Origin of the sequence: Embleya sp. NBC_00888 (assembly GCF_045207655.1) — a bacterium.
GTDB lineage: Bacteria > Actinomycetota > Actinomycetes > Streptomycetales > Streptomycetaceae > Embleya.
In genome coordinates this window covers 7,041,384-7,061,664 of the sequence record NZ_CP108784.1, presented here as the reverse complement: position 1 = coordinate 7,061,664, position 20,281 = coordinate 7,041,384, and the positions used below count along the sequence as shown (strand labels likewise).

At 70.5% G+C, this 20,281-nt stretch carries 19 protein-coding genes; 4 read left to right on the top strand and 15 right to left on the bottom strand.

What is annotated here, in order from left to right; genetic code table 11:
- Nucleotides 1-11 precede the first annotated feature (11 nt).
- The 12 genes from rpoZ to pyrR form a co-directional block, all read right to left on the bottom strand.
- On the bottom strand, nt 12-275 hold the full coding sequence (gene rpoZ / locus OG948_RS29940) for a DNA-directed RNA polymerase subunit omega (RefSeq protein ID WP_020551792.1): 264 nt from the start codon (nt 273-275) through the stop codon (nt 12-14).
- A gap of 78 nt (nt 276-353) precedes the next feature.
- Nucleotides 354-911, bottom strand: a complete 558-nt coding sequence (gmk, locus tag OG948_RS29935) for a guanylate kinase (RefSeq protein ID WP_395871862.1) — start codon at nt 909-911, stop codon at nt 354-356.
- A gap of 28 nt (nt 912-939) precedes the next feature.
- Entirely contained in the window at nt 940-1,263 is a 324-nt protein-coding gene (mihF, locus tag OG948_RS29930; protein WP_026218483.1) for an integration host factor, actinobacterial type, read from the bottom strand.
- 587 nt (nt 1,264-1,850) lie between these two features.
- Nucleotides 1,851-2,546, bottom strand: coding sequence for an orotidine-5'-phosphate decarboxylase (pyrF, locus tag OG948_RS29925; RefSeq protein ID WP_406299420.1), 696 nt, complete (start codon nt 2,544-2,546; stop codon nt 1,851-1,853).
- A gap of 107 nt (nt 2,547-2,653) precedes the next feature.
- A complete protein-coding gene (locus OG948_RS29920; protein ID WP_406299419.1) occupies nt 2,654-3,679 on the bottom strand; it encodes a dihydroorotate dehydrogenase in 1,026 nt (341 codons plus the stop codon).
- Entirely contained in the window at nt 3,679-4,530 is an 852-nt protein-coding gene (locus tag OG948_RS29915; RefSeq protein ID WP_395871868.1) for a dihydroorotate dehydrogenase electron transfer subunit, read from the bottom strand. The genes OG948_RS29920 and OG948_RS29915 overlap by 1 nt, the downstream gene beginning before the upstream one ends.
- 8 nt (nt 4,531-4,538) lie before the next feature.
- Nucleotides 4,539-7,850 (bottom strand): carbamoyl-phosphate synthase large subunit, encoded by a 3,312-nt coding sequence (gene carB / locus OG948_RS29910; protein ID WP_406299418.1) that lies wholly within the window; start codon nt 7,848-7,850, stop codon nt 4,539-4,541.
- A complete protein-coding gene (carA, locus tag OG948_RS29905; RefSeq protein ID WP_406300367.1) occupies nt 7,843-8,976 on the bottom strand; it encodes a glutamine-hydrolyzing carbamoyl-phosphate synthase small subunit in 1,134 nt (377 codons plus the stop codon). Before carA ends, carB begins: the two co-directional genes overlap by 8 nt.
- Before the next feature lie 5 nt (nt 8,977-8,981).
- Nucleotides 8,982-9,605 (bottom strand): hypothetical protein, encoded by a 624-nt coding sequence (locus OG948_RS29900; protein WP_395871872.1) that lies wholly within the window; start codon nt 9,603-9,605, stop codon nt 8,982-8,984.
- Nucleotides 9,602-10,888: a dihydroorotase gene (locus OG948_RS29895; RefSeq protein WP_406299417.1), complete on the bottom strand. Its 1,287-nt coding sequence runs from the start codon at nt 10,886-10,888 to the stop codon at nt 9,602-9,604. Before OG948_RS29895 ends, OG948_RS29900 begins: the two co-directional genes overlap by 4 nt.
- Nucleotides 10,885-11,889, bottom strand: a complete 1,005-nt coding sequence (locus tag OG948_RS29890; RefSeq protein ID WP_406299416.1) for an aspartate carbamoyltransferase catalytic subunit — start codon at nt 11,887-11,889, stop codon at nt 10,885-10,887. Before OG948_RS29890 ends, OG948_RS29895 begins: the two co-directional genes overlap by 4 nt.
- 3 nt (nt 11,890-11,892) lie before the next feature.
- Complete coding sequence (gene pyrR, locus OG948_RS29885; protein ID WP_395871878.1) at nt 11,893-12,531, bottom strand: bifunctional pyr operon transcriptional regulator/uracil phosphoribosyltransferase PyrR; 639 nt, start codon at nt 12,529-12,531, stop codon at nt 11,893-11,895.
- Nucleotides 12,532-12,907: 376 nt separating this feature from the next.
- Between pyrR and OG948_RS29880 the strand changes: the two genes are divergently transcribed.
- Nucleotides 12,908-13,411: a transcriptional regulator gene (locus OG948_RS29880; protein ID WP_161356183.1), complete on the top strand. Its 504-nt coding sequence runs from the start codon at nt 12,908-12,910 to the stop codon at nt 13,409-13,411.
- 100 nt (nt 13,412-13,511) lie between these two features.
- Here the strand turns inward: OG948_RS29880 and OG948_RS29875 are convergent, their stop codons facing one another.
- Complete coding sequence (locus tag OG948_RS29875; protein WP_402236565.1) at nt 13,512-14,528, bottom strand: LacI family DNA-binding transcriptional regulator; 1,017 nt, start codon at nt 14,526-14,528, stop codon at nt 13,512-13,514.
- A 409-nt stretch (nt 14,529-14,937) separates the two neighbouring features.
- Here OG948_RS29875 and OG948_RS29870 point away from each other — a divergent pair, with 409 nt between their 5' ends.
- Nucleotides 14,938-16,290: an MFS transporter gene (locus OG948_RS29870; protein WP_406299415.1), complete on the top strand. Its 1,353-nt coding sequence runs from the start codon at nt 14,938-14,940 to the stop codon at nt 16,288-16,290.
- 144 nt (nt 16,291-16,434) lie between these two features.
- Here the strand turns inward: OG948_RS29870 and OG948_RS29865 are convergent, their stop codons facing one another.
- On the bottom strand, nt 16,435-17,094 hold the full coding sequence (locus tag OG948_RS29865; RefSeq protein WP_406299414.1) for a TetR family transcriptional regulator: 660 nt from the start codon (nt 17,092-17,094) through the stop codon (nt 16,435-16,437).
- Nucleotides 17,095-17,311: 217 nt separating this feature from the next.
- Here OG948_RS29865 and OG948_RS29860 point away from each other — a divergent pair, with 217 nt between their 5' ends.
- Both OG948_RS29860 and OG948_RS29855 read left to right on the top strand, forming a co-directional pair.
- Complete coding sequence (locus OG948_RS29860) at nt 17,312-18,853, top strand: MFS transporter (RefSeq protein WP_406300366.1); 1,542 nt, start codon at nt 17,312-17,314, stop codon at nt 18,851-18,853.
- Nucleotides 18,854-18,978: 125 nt separating this feature from the next.
- Complete coding sequence (locus tag OG948_RS29855; RefSeq protein WP_395871885.1) at nt 18,979-19,470, top strand: MarR family winged helix-turn-helix transcriptional regulator; 492 nt, start codon at nt 18,979-18,981, stop codon at nt 19,468-19,470.
- Between the two features lie 58 nt (nt 19,471-19,528).
- Here OG948_RS29855 and OG948_RS29850 read toward each other — a convergent pair whose 3' ends face one another.
- A complete protein-coding gene (locus OG948_RS29850) occupies nt 19,529-20,281 on the bottom strand; it encodes a class I SAM-dependent methyltransferase (RefSeq protein ID WP_406299413.1) in 753 nt (250 codons plus the stop codon).

Below are 20,281 nucleotides of genomic sequence, written 5' to 3'. Positions count from 1 at the left end.
GCGTGACTCGCTCAGCCCTCGATGGGCTCGGCGGTCAGCATGCCCGAGTTGATCTCGCGAAGCGCGATCGACAGCGGCTTCTCGTGCACGTGCGTGTCCACGAGCGGACCCACGTATTCCAGCAGGCCCTCGCCGAGCTGCGAGTAGTAGGCATTGATCTGCCGAGCACGCTTCGCCGCGTAGATGACGAGGCTGTACTTGGAGTCGGTCGCCTCCAAGAGCTCGTCGATGGGCGGGTTGATGATGCCCTCGGGTGCGGTGGAAGAAGCTGACAAGGCGGGGGCCCTTCGAAAAGCTGTGAAAGCTGTGGGTGAAAGTCGGGCTGCCTGGTGACTATCGGGCAGCCCGGACGATCAAGATACGTTCATCAAGGCTAGCAGTTCGCGTACGACGTCTTCGACGGACGTGTTGACCAGCGTCATGTCGAATTCGGATTCCGCGGCCAACTCGACCTTCGCGGCGGCCAGGCGCCGCTCGATGACTTCGGGGGACTCGGTCCCCCGGCCCACCAGACGGCGGACCAGTTCGTCCCACGAGGGCGGGGCGAGGAACACCAGGCGTGCCTCGGGCATCGCCTGCCGTACCTGCCGGGCGCCCTGCAGGTCGATTTCGAGCAGGGTGGGAACGTCGGCGTCAAGCCGTTCGAGCACGGGCAGTCGCGGGGTCCCATATCGGTTCCCGGCGAATTCGGCCCATTCGAGCAGTTCATCGGAAGCGATCAGTTTGTCGAACTGATCGCCGTCGGTGAAGTGGTACTCCACACCGTCGGTCTCCCCTGGACGGGGCTTTCGTGTGGTCGCGGACACAGACAGCCAAACCTCGGGGTGACGGCGGCGCAGGTCAGCGACCACCGTGCTCTTGCCGACCCCGGAGGGGCCGGAGAGCACGATGAGTCGACGGGTGCCGTGCACGTTACGGGGATCGGAGCCGGCGCCCGGTTCAGGACGCGGAGCCACCGAATTCCCGTTCGAGTGCTGCGATCTGATTCGTGCCGAGACCGCGGACGCGCCGGGTCTCGGAGATGTTCAGCTTCTCCATGAGCTGCTTGGCGCGCACCTTGCCGACGCCGGGGAGGGACTCCAGGAGGGCCGATACCTTCATCTTGCCCACGACCGGATTGTCCTTGCCCTCCTTGATGACGTCGCTGAGCGAAGCACCGGAGTTCTTGAGCCGGTTCTTCACCTCGGCGCGCTCCCGCCGAGCCGCAGCGGCTTTAGCGAGCGCATCCGCGCGTTCTTCGGGGGTCAGGGGTGGGAGAGCCACGCCGTGTCACCTCGGACTTCGTTGCGATCCTCAAGGCCGCCCGGCTCGGACGGCCACCAACAAACAGTGGAACCTAGCTGGTCAGAGCGTTCGCGGCAACGCGCGACACTCCACCGGGCCGGCTCACGAGGGAGCCTAGTCGGCGAATCGGTCCGCGTCGCCCGAATCGATGGGAAAAGCCCGGCTACCTGCGACAAAACCCGAACCTGACGGAGCGTCGGACACCTACGGGGCGGTCGCCGGACCCGCCGGCGCCTCCGCACCCCCTCCCGGCGCTCTTGCGCACGGCGACCACACTCCGATCCCGGACGCAGGCCGCGTCGGGCTCGGCGGCGACGGCTCGATCGGTCCCGCCCGGAGCAATCCGCACGTACGGCGGCCACGCCGCAGAGCCCACCGAACCGCCGCAACGGCCCGAGATCGCCTTCGGAGCGCCCCTGGGCCGCGTCCGGCACTCCCGGCGCTCCCGGGTGCCGGACACCCGGTCCGGGGCCACACGCACGCCACAGCGGCATCCGCGAGCCGACGCGCACGCCCGGGCAAGGGCCGGCCGACCGGGCCCGGCCCACCCGCGCGCTCCGCCGCAATCAGCGCGCCGCCAGCGCCGCGCCGATCTCCCGCGCCGCCTCGCCGACGTCCGCCGCGCCCGTGATCGGCCGCCCGATCACCAGCAGGTCCGCGCCGTCGGCCAACGCCTGCTCGGGCGTGGCCACCCGGCTCTGGTCGCCGAGCGCCGCGCCGGCCGGCCGCACTCCCGGGGTGATCAGCACGATGCCCGGGCCCACCTCGGCCCGCACCGCCGCGACCTCGCGCGGCGAACACACGATCGCGCGTGCCCCGGCCGCGACCGCGAGCCCGGCCAGCCGCCGGGCCGCCTCGATCGAGGGGCCCGCCAGACCGATCGCCGTCAGGTCCTCCTCGGCCATCGAGGTCAGCACCGTCACCGCGACGATGTTCACCTCCGGCGCGGCGTCGGCCGCGGCCCGGATCATCGCCGTCCCACCGCTCGCGTGCACGGTCAGATACGTCGGCGCCAGCCGCGCGACCGAACGCACCGCACCCGCCACGGTGTTCGGGATGTCGTGCAGCTTCAGGTCCAGGAACACGTCCCGCCCGCCGCTGGCCTCCCGCGCGCCCAGGACCGCGTCCGCGCCGTCCCGCAGGAACACCTCCAGGCCGACCTTGACCGTACTCACGTGCGGGCCCACGGCCTTCGCCCACGCGAGCGCGCGGTCGAGGTCGGGCGCGTCCAGGGCCACCGCCACGGGTGCGAGGTTGCTCATCGAAATCCCACTCTCGTCGACATCGAATATTCGTCCGGGTCCGGGCCCGGACATGGCGATGCCGGCACGAACCCCGTCCGTACCGGCATCACCCTCACCACGAACCCCTAACGATGCGCGTACCCGATCGCCGCCTCCAGCGAGCCGAAGCCGCGGGCGATCAGCGCCGCCCGCAGTTCGTCCAGGATCCGCACCGGCGCCGACGGGTCGTTGAAGATCACCGTGCCCACCGACACCGCCGCCGCGCCGGCGAGTATGAACTCCAGCGCGTCCAGGCCGGTGCGGATGCCGCCCATGCCGACGATCGGCACCTGCGCCATCTGCCCGTCCAGCATCGCCGCGTGCACCTGGTACACGCAGCGCACCGCGACCGGTCGTACCGCCGGGCCGGAGAGCCCGCCGGTGACGCCGGCCAGGACCGGCTTCATCGTGTCGGTGTCGATCACCATGCCCAGCAGCGTGTTGATCATCGACAGGCCGTCCGCGCCCGCCTCCACGCACGCCCGGGCGATGTCCACGATCGAGGTCACGTCCGGCGACAACTTGGCCAGCACCGGCACCAGCGGGTCCGCCGCGTCGCGCACCGCGCGGATCACGTCGTAGGACGTGGCCGGGTTGCACGCGAACACCTGGCCCCGGTTGGCCACGTTCGGACACGAGATGTTGGCCTCGATGCCGACCACGCCGGGCGCGCCCTTGAGCCGCTCGGCAAGCGCGACGAAGTCGTCCACGTGGCCGCCCGCGATGGACACGATGGTGCGCCCGCCGCGGGCCGCCAGCCAGGGCAGGTCGCGCTCGACGAAGGCGTCGATGCCCGGGCCCTGCAGGCCGATCGAGTTGAGCATCCCCGACGGCGTCTCGGCCATCCGCGGGGTGGCCCGACCCGAACGCGGGTACGGCATGATCGTCTTGGTGACCACCGCGCCGATCGCGGCCGGCTCGAAGAACTTGGCCAATTCCTTGCCGTAGCCGGCGCAGCCCGAGGCCGTGGTCACCGGGTTCGGCAGCAGCGTCGAACCGAGCCGGGTGGCCAGGTCGATCCCGCCGCCGGGCAGCATGATCGTGGACGGCGGCGGCTCGTCGAAGTCGCTCGCGTCCTCGTTGTCGGCGTAACCGCCGTACACGTCGGTCATCAGTGCGCTCCCATCGCCGCTGCGCCCTCGATGTCCGCCGGGATCGTGCCGGCGTCGTCCCAGCGCACCTTGGTGCCGTCGAAGCACGGCCCGTCCACACACGAGCGGACGAACCGGCTGACGCCGTCGTCGCCGACCACCGGGAGCACGCACGTCATGCATACCCCGACGCCGCACGCCATCGATTCCTCGACCGCGGTGAACACGCGCGCGTCGTGCGCGGTCGCCACCTCGGTGACCGCGCGCAGCATGCCCATCGGCCCGCACGCGTACACGACGTCCGCCGCCACCGCGGTGAGCACCTCGGGCAGCGGGCCGGTGACGAAGCCGCGCACACCCTCGGAGCCGTCGTCGGTGGTGACCACGACGTCCTCGGTGATCGCGCGCGCCTGGTCCACGCCGTACAGCCGCTCGCCGGTCGCCGCGCCGAGCACGAAGGCGACCGAGCCGCCGTCGGCCACGATCCGCTCGGCGAGCGCGAACATCGGCGCGCTGCCGTAGCCGCCGGCCACCATCACCGCGCTGACCGGCTCGGCCGGCAGCGGGAACGGCGTGCCCAGCGGCGCGACCACGTTCACGCTGTCGCCGACCCGCAGCCGGGCCAGTTCGCGGGTGCCGCGCCCGGCCTCGGCGAAGACCACGTCGATCGTCTCCGCGCCCGGGTCGGCCCGGTGGATGGAGAACGCGCGGCGCAGCAGCATCGCCGAGTCGACGCCGCCGATCGCCACGGCGACGAAGTGGCCGGGTTCGACGCGGGCGGCGATCCCGGGGGCGCGCAACACCAGGCGGTGGTACGCGCCCGCGGGTTCGCGGCCGACGATCTCCGCCTGCACCTGCAGCGGAAGTGCCATCGCTGTCGTCAGCCCTTTCGGTGGGACGTGATGTGGTCGGCGTGCTCCTGGAGCGAGCGCACCCCGATGTCGCCGGCGATCAGCGACTGGATGCCCTGGACCGCCGCGGCGAAGCCCTGCACCGTGGTGATGCTCGGGATGCCCCGGGTGACCGCCGCGGTGCGGATCTCGTAGCCGTCGAGTCGGCCGCCGGTGCCGAACGGGGTGTTGACGATCAGCCCGACCTCCCCGTCGTGGATCATCCGCACGATGGTCGGCTCGCCGTTCGGGCCCGGGCCCTCGCTGTGCTTGCGCACCACGGTGGCGGGCACGCCGTTGCGGCGCAGCACCTCGGCGGTGCCCTCGGTGGCCAGGATCTCGAAGCCCATGTCGTGCATGGCCTTGACCGGGAACACCATCGAGCGCTTGTCCCGGTTGGCGAAGGACACGAAGGCGCGGCCCTTGAGCGGCAGCGAACCGTACGCGCCGGCCTGGGACTTGGCGTAGGCGGTGCCGAACACCGCGTCGATGCCCATCACCTCGCCGGTGGAGCGCATCTCCGGGCTGAGCACGGTGTCCACGCCGCGGCCCTTGGTGTCGCGGAAGCGGTTCCAGGGCAGGACCGCCTCCTTGACCGCGATCGGCGCGTCCATCGGCAGCGTGCCGCCGTCGCCCTCGGCCGGGAGCAGGCCCTCGGCGCGCAGTTCGGCGATCGTGGCGCCGAGCGAGACGCGCGCGGCGGCCTTGGCCAGCGGGACCGCGGTGGCCTTCGACACGAACGGCACGGTCCGCGACGCGCGCGGGTTGGCCTCCAGGACGTAGAGGATGTCGCCGGAGAGCGCGAACTGGATGTTGATCAGTCCGCGTACCCCGACGCCGCGCGCGATGCCCAGGGTGGCCGCGCGCAGCCGCTTGATGTCGTGCGCGCCGAGCGTGATCGGCGGCAGGGCGCAGGCCGAGTCGCCGGAGTGGATGCCGGCCTCCTCGATGTGCTCCATCACGCCGCCGAGGTAGAGGTCCTCGCCGTCGTAGAGCGCGTCCACGTCGATCTCGATCGCGTCGTCGAGGAAGCGGTCGACGAGCACCGGGTGGTCGCTGACCAGGCCGGCGTTCTGCTCCAGGTAGGTGGCCAGGGAGGGCTCGTCGTAGACGATCTCCATGCCGCGCCCGCCGAGCACGTACGAGGGCCGCACCAGCACGGGGTAGCCGATCTCGGCGGCGATCGCGCTGGCCTCGCCGAAGGAGAACGCGGTGCCGTGCTTGGGCGCGAGCAGTCCGGCCTCGGCCAGCACCCGGCCGAAGGCGCCGCGCTCCTCGGCGAGGTGGATCGCCTCGGGCGAGGTGCCCGCGATCGGCACGCCCGCGTCCTTGAGCTTTTGCGCCAGCCCGAGCGGGGTCTGTCCGCCGAGCTGGACCAGGACGCCGGCGACGGGTCCGGCCTGGGTCTCGGCGTACACGATCTCCAGCACGTCCTCCAGGGTGAGCGGCTCGAAGTAGAGCCGGTCGGAGGTGTCGTAGTCGGTGGAGACGGTCTCCGGGTTGCAGTTGACCATCACGGTCTCGTAGCCCGCGTCGTGCAGCGCGAACGCGGCGTGCACGCACGAGTAGTCGAACTCGATGCCCTGCCCGATCCGGTTCGGCCCGGAGCCCAGGATGATCACGGCCGGCTTGGTGCGCGGCGCGACCTCGCTCTCCTCGTCGTAGGACGAGTAGTGGTACGGGGTGCGCGCGGCGAACTCGGCGGCGCAGGTGTCCACGGTCTTGTACACCGGACGCACGCCGAGCGCCTGGCGCACCTCGCGCACGACCTCCTCGCGCATGCCCCGGATCGCCGCGATCTGCACGTCCGAGAGGCCGTGCCGCTTGGCCAGCCGCAGCACCTCGGGGGTCAGCTCGGCCGCGTCGCGGACCTCGCCGGCGATCTCGTGGATCAGGTACATCTGGTCCAGGAACCACGGGTCGATCCGGGTCGCCTCGAACAGCTCCTCGGGTGTGGCACCGGCCCGGATGGCGTCCATGACCACGTTGATCCGCCCGTCGGTGGGCTTCTCGGCTGCGGCGAGCAGGTCCGCCTTGTCCCCGACCGCGGAGACGAAGTCGAACTGCGAGCCCTTCTTCTCCAGCGAGCGCAGCGCCTTGTTCAGCGCCTCGGTGAAGTTGCGGCCGATCGCCATCGCCTCGCCGACCGACTTCATCGTGGTGGTGAGGCGGTCGTCGGCGGCCGGGAACTTCTCGAAGGCGAAGCGCGGGACCTTGACCACGACGTAGTCGAGCGAGGGCTCGAAGCTGGCCGGGGTCTCCTTGGTGATGTCGTTGGGGATCTCGTCGAGCGTGTAGCCGATCGCGAGCCGCGCGGCGATCTTGGCGATCGGGAAGCCGGTCGCCTTGGAGGCCAGCGCCGAGGAGCGCGAGACGCGCGGGTTCATCTCGATCACGATCACCCGGCCGTCCTCGGGGTTGATCGCGAACTGGATGTTGCAGCCGCCGGTGTCCACGCCGACCTCGCGGATCACCGCGATGCCGATGTCGCGCAGCGTCTGGTACTCGCGGTCGGTCAGCGTCATCGCGGGCGCCACGGTGATCGAGTCGCCGGTGTGCACGCCCATCGGGTCGAAGTTCTCGATCGAGCAGACGACCACGACGTTGTCGTGCTTGTCGCGCATCAGCTCGAGCTCGTACTCCTTCCAGCCGAGGATGGACTCCTCCAGGAGCACCTCGGTGGTCGGCGACAGGGTCAGGCCCTGGCCGGCGATCCGGCGCAGGTCCTCCTCGTCGTGCGCGAAGCCGGAGCCGGCGCCGCCCATGGTGAAGGACGGGCGGACCACGACCGGGTAGCCGCCGAGCGTGTCGACGCCGGCGAGCACGTCGTCCATCGAGTGGCAGATCACCGAGCGGGCCGACTCGCCGTGCCCGATCTTCTCCCGCACCCGCTCGACCACGCCCTTGAACAGGTCGCGGTCCTCGCCCTTTTGGATCGAGTCGAGGTTGGCGCCGATCAGCTCGACGTTGTACTTCTCCAGCACGCCGTTCTCGCTGAGCGAGACCGCGATGTTGAGCGCGGTCTGCCCGCCCAGGGTGGGCAGCAGCGCGTCGGGGCGCTCCTTGGCGATGATCTTCTCGACGAACTCGGGGGTGATCGGCTCGACGTAGGTCGCGTCGGCGATCTCCGGGTCGGTCATGATCGTGGCCGGGTTGGAGTTGACCAGGATCACCCGCAGGCCCTCGGCCTTGAGGATCCGGCACGCCTGGGTGCCGGAGTAGTCGAACTCCGCGGCCTGGCCGATGACGATCGGGCCCGAGCCGACGACCAGGACGGACTTCAGGTCGCTGCGCTTAGGCACTCTTGGTCTCCATCAGCGTCACGAAACGGTCGAACAGGTAGGCGGAGTCGTGCGGTCCGGCCGCCGCCTCCGGGTGGTACTGCACGCTGAACGCGGGTCGGTCCAGCAGCCGCAGGCCCTCGACGACGTCGTCGTTGAGGCACACGTGGCTGACCTCGGCCCGCCCGTACGGGGTGTCCGAGACGGTGTCCAGCGGCGCGTCCACGGCGAAGCCGTGGTTGTGCGCGGTCACCTCGACCTTGCCGGTCGTGCGGTCCTGCACGGGCTGGTTGATGCCGCGGTGGCCGTACTTGAGCTTGTAGGTGCCGAAGCCCAGCGCGCGCCCGAGCAACTGGTTGCCGAAGCAGATCCCGAAGAACGGGGTGCCCTGGGCCAGCACGGCGCGCAGCAGCTCGATCTGGTGGGTCGCGGTGGCCGGGTCGCCGGGGCCGTTGGAGAAGAACACGCCGTCGGGGGCGACCGCGTTGATCTCGTCCAGCGTGGCCGTGGCGGGCAGCACGTGCACCTCGATGCCGCGCTCGGCCATCCGGTGCGGGGTCATGCCCTTGATGCCCAGGTCCAGCGCGGCGACCGTGAAGCGCTTGGTGCCGATGGCCGGCACCACGTACGCCGTGTCGGTGCTGACCTGCTCGGCGAGGTCGGCGCCGGCCATCTCGGGGCTGGTGCGCACCCGCTCCAGCAGTGCGGCCTCGTCCGCGCGGGCGGCGTCGCCGGAGAAGATGCCGACCCGCATCGCGCCGCGCTCGCGCAGGTGGCGGGTCAGCGCGCGGGTGTCGATGCCGCTGATGCCGACCACGCCGTAGCGCACGAGTTCGTCGTCGAGCGAACGCCGCGAGCGGTGGTTGGAGGGCACTCGGGCGGGGTCGCGGACGACGTAGCCGGAGACCCAGATCCGGGACGACTCGGGGTCCTCGTCGTTGACGCCGGTGTTGCCGACGTGCGGGGCCGTCATCACGACGACCTGGCGGTGGTACGAGGGGTCGGTCAGGGTCTCCTGGTAGCCCGACATGCCGGTGGAGAACACCGCCTCGCCGAACGTCTCCCCCACCGCGCCGTAGGCGCTGCCGCGGAACGTGCGCCCGTCCTCGAGGACGAGCACCGCAGGCGTCGTGGCCCGTCCGGTCATTGCGGTCACGTGACCGATCCTTCCTGGTGGTTCTGTGTAGCGGTGCCGGCGGTCGCCGGCAGTTCCCCGGCGATCAGCCGGGTGATGGTCTCGATCCACGCGTCGTGGTCGTCCGGGTGATCGCCGCGGAAGCCGGAGTCGAGCGAGGTGTCGCCGTGCGTCCAGGTGATCACCAGCAGGCCGCCCTCGGGCAGCACCTTCCCGGCGATGCCCTTCTCGTGTCGCACGCCGGTGAGCGCCGCGGCGGGCACGAAGAAGTCGGTCGCGGCGGGCCGCTCGACCACCAGCCCGTCCGCGCGCAGGGTCAGCTCGACCGGGCTGCGGGTACCCAGGCCGTGCGCGACCACGCGGTCGAGCCAGTCGCCGGCGGTGGTGCTGCCGAAGTAGCGGCCGACCAGCGGCGGCAGCAGCGGCGCGGCACCGGCCTCGGGCGCGGTGGGCAGCGCGGGCAGCCCCTCCTGCCGCTTGCCGCGCTTCTTCCAGGCGCGCCACATCAGCAGGTAGACGCCGAGCACGAAGGCGAGGCAGATGCCGATCCACAGGATGCGACCGCCCCAGTTCGTCACCTCCGCCGACTTCTGTTCGGTGGCGAGCAGCAGCAGGTCGTGGTGCGCCGTGCCTGAGGTCACGCGAGCTTCCCGTCGATCACCGTGGGTACGCCGCGCAGGAACGTGGCGACCACCTTGCCGGGCAGTTCCAAGCCGGCGTAGGGGGTGTTACGGCTGCGCGAGGCGAGTTCGGACGGTTCGACCGTACGCCGTGGGGTCGGGTCGACCAGCACCAGGTTGGCGGGCTCGCCGACCTCGACCGGGCGGCCGTGCCCGTCGAGTCGGCCGATCGCGGCGGGGCGCACCGACATCCGGTCGGCGACGCCGGCCCAGTCGAGCAGGCCGGTGTCGACCATGGTCTCCTGCACGATCGACAGGGCCGTCTCCAGGCCGAGCATGCCCATCGCGGCGACCGCCCACTCGCAGTCCTTGTCCTCGCTGGGGTGCGGGGCGTGGTCGGTGGCGACGGCGTCGATGGTGCCGTCGGCGAGCGCCTCGCGCAGCGCGGTGACGTCGGCGGCGGTGCGCAGCGGCGGGTTGACCTTGTAGACCGGGTCGTAGCTGCGCACGAGTTCGTCGGTGAGCAGGAGGTGGTGCGGGGTGACCTCGGCGGTGACGTTCCAGCCCTTGGACTTGGCCCAGCGCAGGATCTCCACCGAGCCCGCCGTGGAGACGTGGCACACGTGCAGGCGCGAGCCGACGTGCGCGGTGAGCAGCACGTCGCGGGCGATGATCGACTCCTCGGCGACCGCGGGCCAGCCGCGCAGGCCCAGTTCGCCCGAGACGGTGCCCTCGTTCATCTGCGCGCCCTCGGTCAGCCGGGGCTCCTGCGCGTGCTGGGCGACCACGCCGTCGAAGGCCTTCACGTACTCCAGCGCGCGGCGCATGATCACCGCGTCGTCGACGCACTTGCCGTCGTCGGAGAACACCCGCACGCGCGCGGCCGAGTCGGCCATCGCGCCCAGCTCGGCGAGCCGCTTGCCCGCCAGGCCCACGGTGACCGCGCCGACCGGGTGCACGTCGCAACGACCGGTCTCCTGGCCGAGCCGCCAGACCTGCTCGACGGTGCCGGCGGTGTCCGCGACCGGGTCGGTGTTGGCCATCGCGTGCACGGCGGTGAAGCCGCCCAGCGCCGCCGCGTTCGCGCCGGTGGCGACCGTCTCGGCGTCCTCGCGGCCGGGCTCGCGCAGGTGGGTGTGCAGGTCGACCAGGCCCGGCAGCAGGATCTGCCCGGCGGCCTCGATCACGACGGCGCCGTCGGCGCTCAGGCCGGTGCCGATCTCGGCGATCACGCCGTCGCGGATGAGCACGTCCGACGCGTCGCCCCCGAGGACCTTGGCGTCCTTGATCAGGTACGTGCTCACTGGGTGCTCTCCTCGGTGCCGGTGTCGGTGCTGGTGCTGGTGTTCGGGGTGCTGGGGGTGCTCAGGGCCGGTTCGTTGCCGCCCAGGAGCAGGTACAGGACCGCCATCCGCACGCTGACGCCGTTGGTGACCTGCTCGACGATGGTCGAGCGGGTCGAGTCGGCGACCTCGGCGGCGATCTCCATGCCGCGGTTCATCGGGCCGGGGTGCATCACGATGGCGTGCTCGGGGAGCATCGCCATCCGGCGCAGGTCCAGGCCGTAGCGGCGCGAGTACTCGCGCTCGGTGGGGAAGAACGCGGCGTTCATCCGCTCGCGCTGCACGCGCAGCATCATCACCGCGTCGCTCTTGGGCAGCGGCGCGTCCAGGTCGTAGGAGACCGTGCAGGGCCAGCTCTCCACGCCGATCGGGAGCAGCGTGGGCGGCGCGACCAGGGTGACCTCGGCGCCCAGGGTGGCCAGCAGGAGCACGTTGGAGCGGGCCACCCGGCTGTGCAGGACGTCACCCACAAGGGTGATTCGGCGGCCTTCCAGATCGCCGCGCCCGCCGGCCAGCCTGCGCCGCATGGTGAACGCGTCGAGCAGCGCCTGGGTGGGGTGCTCGTGGGTGCCGTCGCCGGCGTTGACCACCGAGCCGCGCAGCCAGCCGGAGCCGGCCAGGCGGTGCGGCGCGCCGGAGGCGTGGTGCCGGATGACCACCGCGTCGGCGCCCATCGCCTGCAGGGTCAGCGCGGTGTCCTTGAGCGATTCGCCCTTGGAGACCGAGGAGCCCTTGGCGGAGAAGTTGATCACGTCCGCGGACAGCCGCTTGGCGGCGGCCTCGAACGAGATGCGGGTGCGGGTGGAGTCCTCGAAGAACAGGTTGACCACGGTGCGGCCGCGCAGCGTCGGCAGCTTCTTGATCGGCCGCTCGGCGATGTGCGCGAGTTCTTCGGCGGTGTCGAGGATCAGGATGGCGTCGTCACGGGTGAGGTCCGCGGCCGAGATCAGGTGGCGCTTCACTGGCTACTTCTCCGCGTCGGTGGGGGCCGCGGCGGGGTCGGCCGCGCGGGTGCCGAGCAGGACCGCGTCGCGGCCGTCGTACTCGGCGAGGTGGACCTTGACGGTCTCGCGCAGCGACGTGGGCAGGTTCTTGCCCACGTAGTCGGCGCGGATCGGGAGTTCACGGTGGCCGCGGTCGACCAGGACGGCCAGTTGCACCGCGCGCGGGCGACCGATGTCGTTCAGCGCGTCCAGGGCGGCGCGGATGGTGCGGCCGGAGAAGAGCACGTCGTCGACCAGCACGACGAGCTTGCCGTCGATGCCCTCGGCCGGGATCTCGGTGCGCTCCAGGGCGCGAGCCGGGCCGAGCCGGAGGTCGTCGCGGTACATGGTGATGTCCAGCGCGCCGACCGGGACCTTCGCGCCGTCCTCGATCGAGGCGAGCCGCTCGCCGAGCCGGCGGGCCAGTGCCACGCCTCGGGTCGGGATGCCCAGCAGCACGACATCGTCGGCGCCCTTGGCGCGTTCGACGATCTCGTGCGCGATCCGGGTCAGTGCCCGGTTGATATCGGAGGTGTCCAGGACCGCGCGGGCGGTGGCCGGGTCGAGGTCCTTGGGACGGGCGGCCGACGTGCCGCCGGGGGTGTTGCCAGGTGCTGTCATGGGAAACAGACCTCCTTCCCCGTCTCACAGGACGGGCTTTAAAGGACGCCGGGGTACGTCCCTCACAGTATCAGCCAACATCATCAGTCTTTCGGCCGCCCGGACCGTTCGATCGAGCCGGGGCGAAAGCGGCGTAAAGGGGCCTCTCACCTGCGCGAATCCGGCTTTGTAGGCCGTTCGGCTTGACGGACGCAAATTACTCTGCGTAACCTCACAATGAGTCACCACCGGGCCAAACGCGACAGTCGCGACGTGCCGAACCTCGCAGCTTCGGGGAGAGTTCGAGGTACAGAAAGCCGGCCCGGAGGTAGCCACCCCATCGGTTCGGCCAACCACCGGTGGACCTTCACGGTCAGTCACCTGTTTTGGGAGCGAGATGTCCAGCGACTACGCCAAGCAGCTCGGGGCGAAGCTCCGCGCGATCCGGACCCAGCAGGGCCTGTCCCTGCACGGTGTCGAGGAGAAGTCCCAGGGCCGCTGGAAGGCCGTCGTCGTCGGTTCGTACGAACGCGGCGACCGTGCGGTAACCGTGCAGCGCCTGGCCGAGCTCGCCGACTTCTACGGCGTTCCGGTCCAGGAGCTGCTGCCCGGCGGCACCCCCAACGGCGCGGCCGAGCCGCCGCCGCGGCTGGTTCTGGACCTGGAGCGGCTGCAGACCGTGCCGTCCGACCAGGCCGGTCCGCTGCAGCGCTACGCGGCCACCATCCAGAGCCAGCGCGGCGACTACAACGGCAAGGTGCTGTCGATCCGCCAGGACGACCTGCGCACCCTGGCCGTGATCTACGACCAGTCGCCGAGCGTGCTGACCGAGCAGCTCATCGGGTGGGGCGTGCTCAACCCGGAGGCCCGTCGGGCCGTCGACAGTCAGAACAACGCGTGACGATCCGCTAGACGGAGCGTCACCGCAGCGGGCGGAAACATCGAAGGGTCCCGAAGCCGATCGGCTTCGGGACCCTTCACCTTTTGTACGATCGCCCGCCTCAGCCGGATTCGCGGACCATCACGCGCGGGTGCACGACCATGCGACCACCCGGGCGGTAGTCACGGCCTCGGATCAAGGTGGTGATCGCGTCCGAGGCACCGGAGCCCATCGTTCGGGTGTGCATCGAGACGCTGGTCAGCCTCGGCCAGACCAGGTCGCAGAACGGCAGGTCGTCGGCGCCGACCACGGCCATGTCGTCGGGCACCGACCAACCACACTCGCGCAGCGCGGAGATGATCATCAGGGCGAAGTCGTCGTTGCCCGCGAACACCGCGGTCGGCGGCTCGCTCTCGCGCTGCCACTGCCGCACGATGGCCAGCACGTCCTCGCGGACGTAGCCCACGTCCACCCGGCGCAGCGAGACCCCTTCCTCCTCGGCCGCGGCCTGCGCGCCCGCCCAGCGCTCCTCGCCCAGGAAGGCGAGCGGCCCGGAGGGGACCAGGCAGGCCAGCCGGCGGTGGCCCCGATCGATGAGGTGGCGCACCGCGACCCGGCCGGTGTCCCGGTTGTCGAAGATCGCGGTGGGCACGTCGGGGTGCTCCTCGCGGCCCCACGCGAAGATCGCCCGGACCCCGGCCCGCTTGAGCACGTCGACCGCGCCGCCGGTGAGCCGGTTGGACTCGGCCATCACCGCGAGCGGGCGCAGCGCGGCCCACTGCCGGGCCGCGTCGGCCCCGCGCGAGGTGCGGTCGGCGTGGATGAGCAGGCTCAGCTCGTGCCGATTGAGTGCCTCGGTCAGCTCGTCGATGAACGCCTCGAGGAGTTGGCCCATCGGCTGCAGCGGCAGCGGGAAGAGCACGACGTCGCTGTTGCCCGAGCGCAACGATCGAGCGGGCGCGCTGGGCGCGTAGCCCAGTTCGCGCACCGCGAGCATGACCCGCTCCCGGGTCTGCGCGCTGACCCGGACCCCGGGCGGCGAGTTGAGCACGTAGCTCACGGTGGATCTGGATACGCCGGCGAGCCGGGCCACGTCGGAACTGGTGGGCGGTTTCGCCCCCGCCTCCGGCGCGCTCATCCGTGACCCCCCGGGCGGCAAGTAACCGACTTCGTGCTCGTCATCTCGACGACACCCCCTACCGCACCCGCACGCGGGGCCGGCCCGCGCGCAACCGATGTCCACCGGATCACAGGGTCGTGCGATCCGTTACCGCTTGGTTAGCGGGGACAACCTTGGCCGTAATCGCTCGAATGCGCTACCGACACGTGTCGGTCGTTACAAGATCACTCGCAGTGACGATTCGCTGCGGATTTCGCTCCGTTCAAGCCTTGAACAATCAAATCGTTATCTAGTCGGACTGATTTCACGTTGTGGACCCATTCCCCTGCTTATTCGTGTCACCTAGGCTCCCAACCCAACACCTCGTCAGCAGATTCGAGACCTCCGTGCAGGGAGGGTTTCGAGTCCCCTCCATCGGACGGTCCACATGAGTTCGACCACCACAGAGGCACCCGACTCGTCGTCCCCTGCGCCGGAGTCCACCCCCGGTGCCGGGCACACCGGGTACAAGATCGGGCCGCTCTACGCGACGCTGCCCATCGCCAACATCGCGCTGTACATGTTGTGGCTGGGTGTGGGGGTCTACCTGCTCCCGACCCAGGTCATCCACATCAAGGGCGTTCCCGACCAGGAAGCGCTCAAGTGGCCGATCTTCTGGGGCGCGTTGTTCGCCACGGTCGGCAACCCGCTGTTCGGCAAGCTGTCCGACATCACCCGCTCGCGCTTCGGCCGCCGGTCGCCGTTCATCCTGTTCTGCGCGCTCGTCGGCGCGGCCGCCCTGTGCTTCCAGGCCAACGCCAACTCGATCGCGGTCGTCGGCCTGACCTGGGGCGTCATCCAGTTCATCATGAACGGGTACCAGGCCGCGGTGACCGCGGTCATGCCCGACCGGGTGTCCGCGGGCAAGTACGGCCGGTTCTCCGCGATGATCGGCCTGGGCATCCCCGTCGGCACGATCGTGGCCTCGCTGCTGCTGGCCGGCGTCGACCTGAGCATGATCGGGATCGACGCCCAGATCGGCGGCTTCGACGGCAGGTTCGCCGATCCGGCGGACGGCGGGGCCAAGGGCTTCTACCTGATCGCCGCCGTACTCGTGGCCGCCGCGCTGATCTTCGTGATCGTCAGCCCGGACAAATCCTCCAAGGACATGCCGCGGGAGAAGTTCGAGTTCGTCTCGTTCGTCAAGGGCTTCTGGGTCTCGCCGCGCGAGCACGCCGACTTCTTCATCGCCCTGGTCTCGCGCCTGGGCGTGATGCTCGGCTACATGGTCGTCCTGCAGTTCAACTTCTTCATCCTGTTGATGTACATCAAGATCCCGCAGGCCGAGGTGCTGTCCAAGCTGGGCACCCTCACCGTGATCAACGCCGTGGTGACCATCGTCGCGGCCGTCGTGATCGGCCCGATCGTGGACCGCGTCGGGCGGGTCAAGCCGTTCGTGATCGGCTCGGGCGCCGGCGCCGCGCTCTCCCTGATGATTCCGCTGATGTGGGCCACCGAGGACGGCATGATCGCCTTCCAGGTCGCCAACGGCTTGTTCTTCGGCATGTACATGGCCGTCGACATGGCGCTGATCACCCAGGTGCTCCCGCGTCCCCAGGACGTCGGCAAGGACATGGGCCTGATCAACATCGCCAACGCCGGGCCGCAGATCGCCGCGCCGTTCCTGGCCCCGTTCCTGGTCGACGACCTGGACTTCGGCTACGAGGGCCTGTTCGCCTTCGCCGCCGCGATATCCCTGCTCGGGGCGCTGTTGGCGCTGCTGGTCAAGCGCGTGCGGTAGGCGCGCGGGCGGCACGCCCGCGCGCGGCTTCGCGCGCCGTATACGCCGACGGGGCGGACCGGATCACCGGTCCGCCCCGTCGGTATGTCGGCGTTCGTCACTCGCCGGTCGAGTCGGTCGAGTCGGGTCGTCTCGCCGCGCCGCTCACGCGCGCGGGATCTCGCCCGCCGTCCAGCGGCCGGTCAGCAGCGTGCCCATGTCGTCCCAGGCCTCGTCGATGACGCGGGCCAGGCGCGCGACGTCCAGCGCCCCGCCCTCGGTCCACTCGTCCATCGCCACCCGCATCACCGAGTGGTACAGGGTCACCAACAGCGCCGGGCGCCGGTCGCGTTCGGACTCCAGTCCCTCGCGCCGGGCGATCTCCCGGGCCATCCGTCGTTCCAACTCCATCGCGTTGCGCAGCGACGCGGCCAGCAGTACGGGAGTGGCCTCGATCATCCGGCGCATCCGCAGGAACTCCTGCCCCGCGCCCTCCTGTTCCTCCTCGGCGACCCGGGCGAACACCTCGGCGCCCGCGCGCCGCAGCGCGGTCAGCGGCGCCTCTTGTGCCGGTCGGGCGGTGAGCGCCTCCAGGAACAGTCCCTCGAACTCGATCGCCCGGGCCAGCGCCACCTCCTCCTTGCCCGCGAAGTAGCGGAAGAAGGTGCGCCGGGACACCTCCACGGCGGCCACGATCTCGTCGATCGTGGTGGCGTCGTACCCCTTGCGCAGGAACAACTCCAGCGCGGCGTCCACCAACGCCTCGCGCGTGCGTTCCTTCTTGCGCTCCCGCAAGCCCGTCGCGGTGCCGGCCGTCTCCCGCACGTTGGGTGATCCTCTCGTTCGTCTATGCACAGTATGGCACTTGCCACTGTGTGCAATTTGAGTGATTTGGCTATATGGCACTGCGTGCCATATCGTTCGATGGTTCGATACGGCGCTGGACACGGATGGATGTAGGGGACGCATGAGTCAGACTTCGACGGCGGCGACTTCGGACGCGCTCCCGCCGGACATCTCGAAGAGCGCCGTGCGCCGGGGCATGCAGGGACACCCCTGGCTGACCCTGCTGGCGGTCGCCTTCGGCGTGATGATGGTGGCCCTGGACGGCACCGTGGTCGGCATCGCGAACCCGGCCATCTCCAAGGACCTGGACGCCTCGCTCGCCGACCTGCAATGGGTCACCAACGGCTACCTGCTCGCGCTCGCGGTGTGCCTGATCCCGGCCGGCAAGCTCGGTGACCGCTACGGCCACAAGACGATCTTCCTGATCGGCGCGGCCGGCTTCGCCGCCACGTCGCTGATCATCGCGTTCTCGCAGTCGGTCTCGATGCTGATCGCGTTCCGGGTGCTCCAGGGCGTGTTCGGCGCGCTGCTCCAGCCCACCGCGCTGGGCCTGCTGCGCAACAGCTTCCCGGGCAACAAGCTCAACATGGCGATCGGCATCTGGGGCGCGGCGATCTCCACCGCGACCGCCGCCGGTCCGATCGTCGGCGGGCTGCTGGTGGAGCACGTCAGTTGGCAGTCGGTCTTCTACATCAACGTGCCGATCGGTGTGCTGACCCTGGTGGTGGGCATCTGGGCGCTGGCCAACAGCCGGGTGGCCGGCGCGAGCAACCGGATCGACTACCTGGGTGTCCTGCTGCTGTCGGTGGCGATGTTCTGCCTGGTCTGGGGCGTGATCAAGAGCGGCGAGAAGGGCTGGGGCAGCGCGTACACGCTGGGCTTCATGGCCGCCTCACTGATCCTGCTCGCGCTGTTCGCGCTGTGGCAGACCAGGGCGCCCGAGCCGCTGATGCCGCTGGTGATGTTCCGCAACCGGTCGTTCTCGATCGGCATCGTGCTGATGATCTTCATGGCGTTCGCGATGTTCGGCGCGATGTTCTTCATCACCTTCTACCTCCAGGGCGTCAACGGGCTCAGCCCGACGGAGACCGGCGTGCGGATGTTGCCGATGTCCGTGGTGATGATGATCGGCTCGCCGATCGGCGGCTTCGCGATCACCAAGCTCGGCCCGCGCATCCCGATCATCGCCGGCCTCGCGCTGTCCGCGACCGCGATGGCGCTGCTCGCCCGGCTGGGCGAGGACGCGAGCTTCGGCGCCACGATGGTGCCGTTCGTACTGCTCGGCTTCGGGCTCAGCCCGATCATGGTCGGCGCGACGGACATCATCGTCGGCAACGCCTCGCTCGAACTCTCCGGCGTCGCCTCCGGCATCCAACAGGCCGCGATGCAGGTCGGCGGCGCGCTCGGCACCGCCGTGCTCGGCGCGGTGGTGGCGGCCAAGGTCTCCTCGGTGCTGCCGGACCGTTGGCCGGCCGAGGCGGGCGCCTACGACACCCTGCCGCACGACCGGCGCGAGGCGATCGAGGGCTCGGTCGCGCAGGGCTTCCCGCCGGTGGACCCGACGACCATGAACGGGCACACCATCGACGCGATCCGCCACGCGTCGGACACCACGTTCCTGGACGGCATGCAGCTCGCCTTCACGATCGCCGCGATCACCATGGCGGTCGGAATCGTGCTCGCGCTGTTCGTCCGGCAGGGCGAAAAGCGGGAAGGCGCGGTCGCCGTGCATGTGTAGGGCATGATCGACGGGGAGCATCATCCCCGGGCAATGGTCGTGGGCAAGACCGTCGCGCCGTCCCCGATCGACATCGGGGGCGGCGTTCCGGTTTGCCCGGCAAATTAGACAGGTATTCTTACCTCGTGCAGCAAGACACCTCCTCCGGGCCCGAACTGGTGACGTTGCTGGTCGGCGCCGTGCGCGGGATCAGCCAACTGTTCTCCGACCGCATGACGGCCGCGGGATTCGACGAGATCCGGCCCACGCACGGCTTCGCGCTGACCCTGGTCGGCGAGGGCGGCACCACCGCCACCGAGCTCGGGCGCCGGTTGGGCATGACCAAGCAGTCGGCCGGCGAGGTGGTCTCGCACCTGGCCCGACACGGATACGTCGAGCGCAAGCCCGACCCCGCCGACCGCCGTGCCCGCCGGATCACCCTCACCGAACGCGGGCGCGAGTGCCTGCGGGTGATCTGGGCCGAGCTGTCCTGGATCCAGGGCGCGTGGACCAAGGCGGTCGGCGACGACGGCGTCGAGGTGCTCAAGGAGGGTCTACGCGCGGGCATGCGCCAACTCGGCGCGTCCGGTGAACTGCCCGACAACCTGAGCCAGGCCTGGTGGTGGCGGGAGAACTAGTGCCGGGCGCGGCACTGGTGCCGGGGGACCGTGGCGGGTGCCCGCCCGCGCCGTGGGTTCACAGGGGCGGCTCGAATTCCCTGCGGGGGGCGATGTAGGTGTCGGTGAGATAGGCGAGTTCCACCGGCTCCGCGTGCGCTCGGACGAACTCGCTTACTCGGGCCATGAGTTGCGCCTTCGGTTCGGCCTCCATCGCGGCCACGTAGCTGAACGTCGAGAACCGCTCCAACACCTGATCGTGCGTCAGTTCGTCGCGCCACCGGAACACCCTGCGCTCGGCGGGCCCGAACGGCTCGGCCGCGGCCAACTCCGAGCGATAGTCGTGCAGCTTGTGGAAGGGCCACTCGGCCACCTCGTGCAGACCCGCGACGAACGCCTCGCTCTCGTCCAACTCGTTCCACACCATCGCCAACGCCCCGCCGGGCCGCAACACGCGCGCGATCTCGCCCAGCGCGGCCTCGGGCTCGAACCAGTGGAACGCCTGGGCGACGGTGACCACGTCGTAGGCGCCGGCCGGAGCCGGGATGCGCTCCGCGCTGCCCGCGTACACCGGTACACCCTCGACCACCCGGGCGAACGTCTCGCGCATCGCCGCCGACGGCTCGACGGCGATCGCCTTCGCGCCGCGCTCGACCAGCAGCCGGGTCAACTTGCCGGTCCCCGCGGCCAGGTCGAGCACCCGGGTACCGGGCCCGATCCCGGCGCCGGCACACAGGTGTTCCACCGCCTCGGCCGCGTAGGACGGCCGCGCCCGCTCGTACCGATCCGTACCCTGGGCGAAGCCGCACGTGCCGAGATCGTCGGTCGTCAT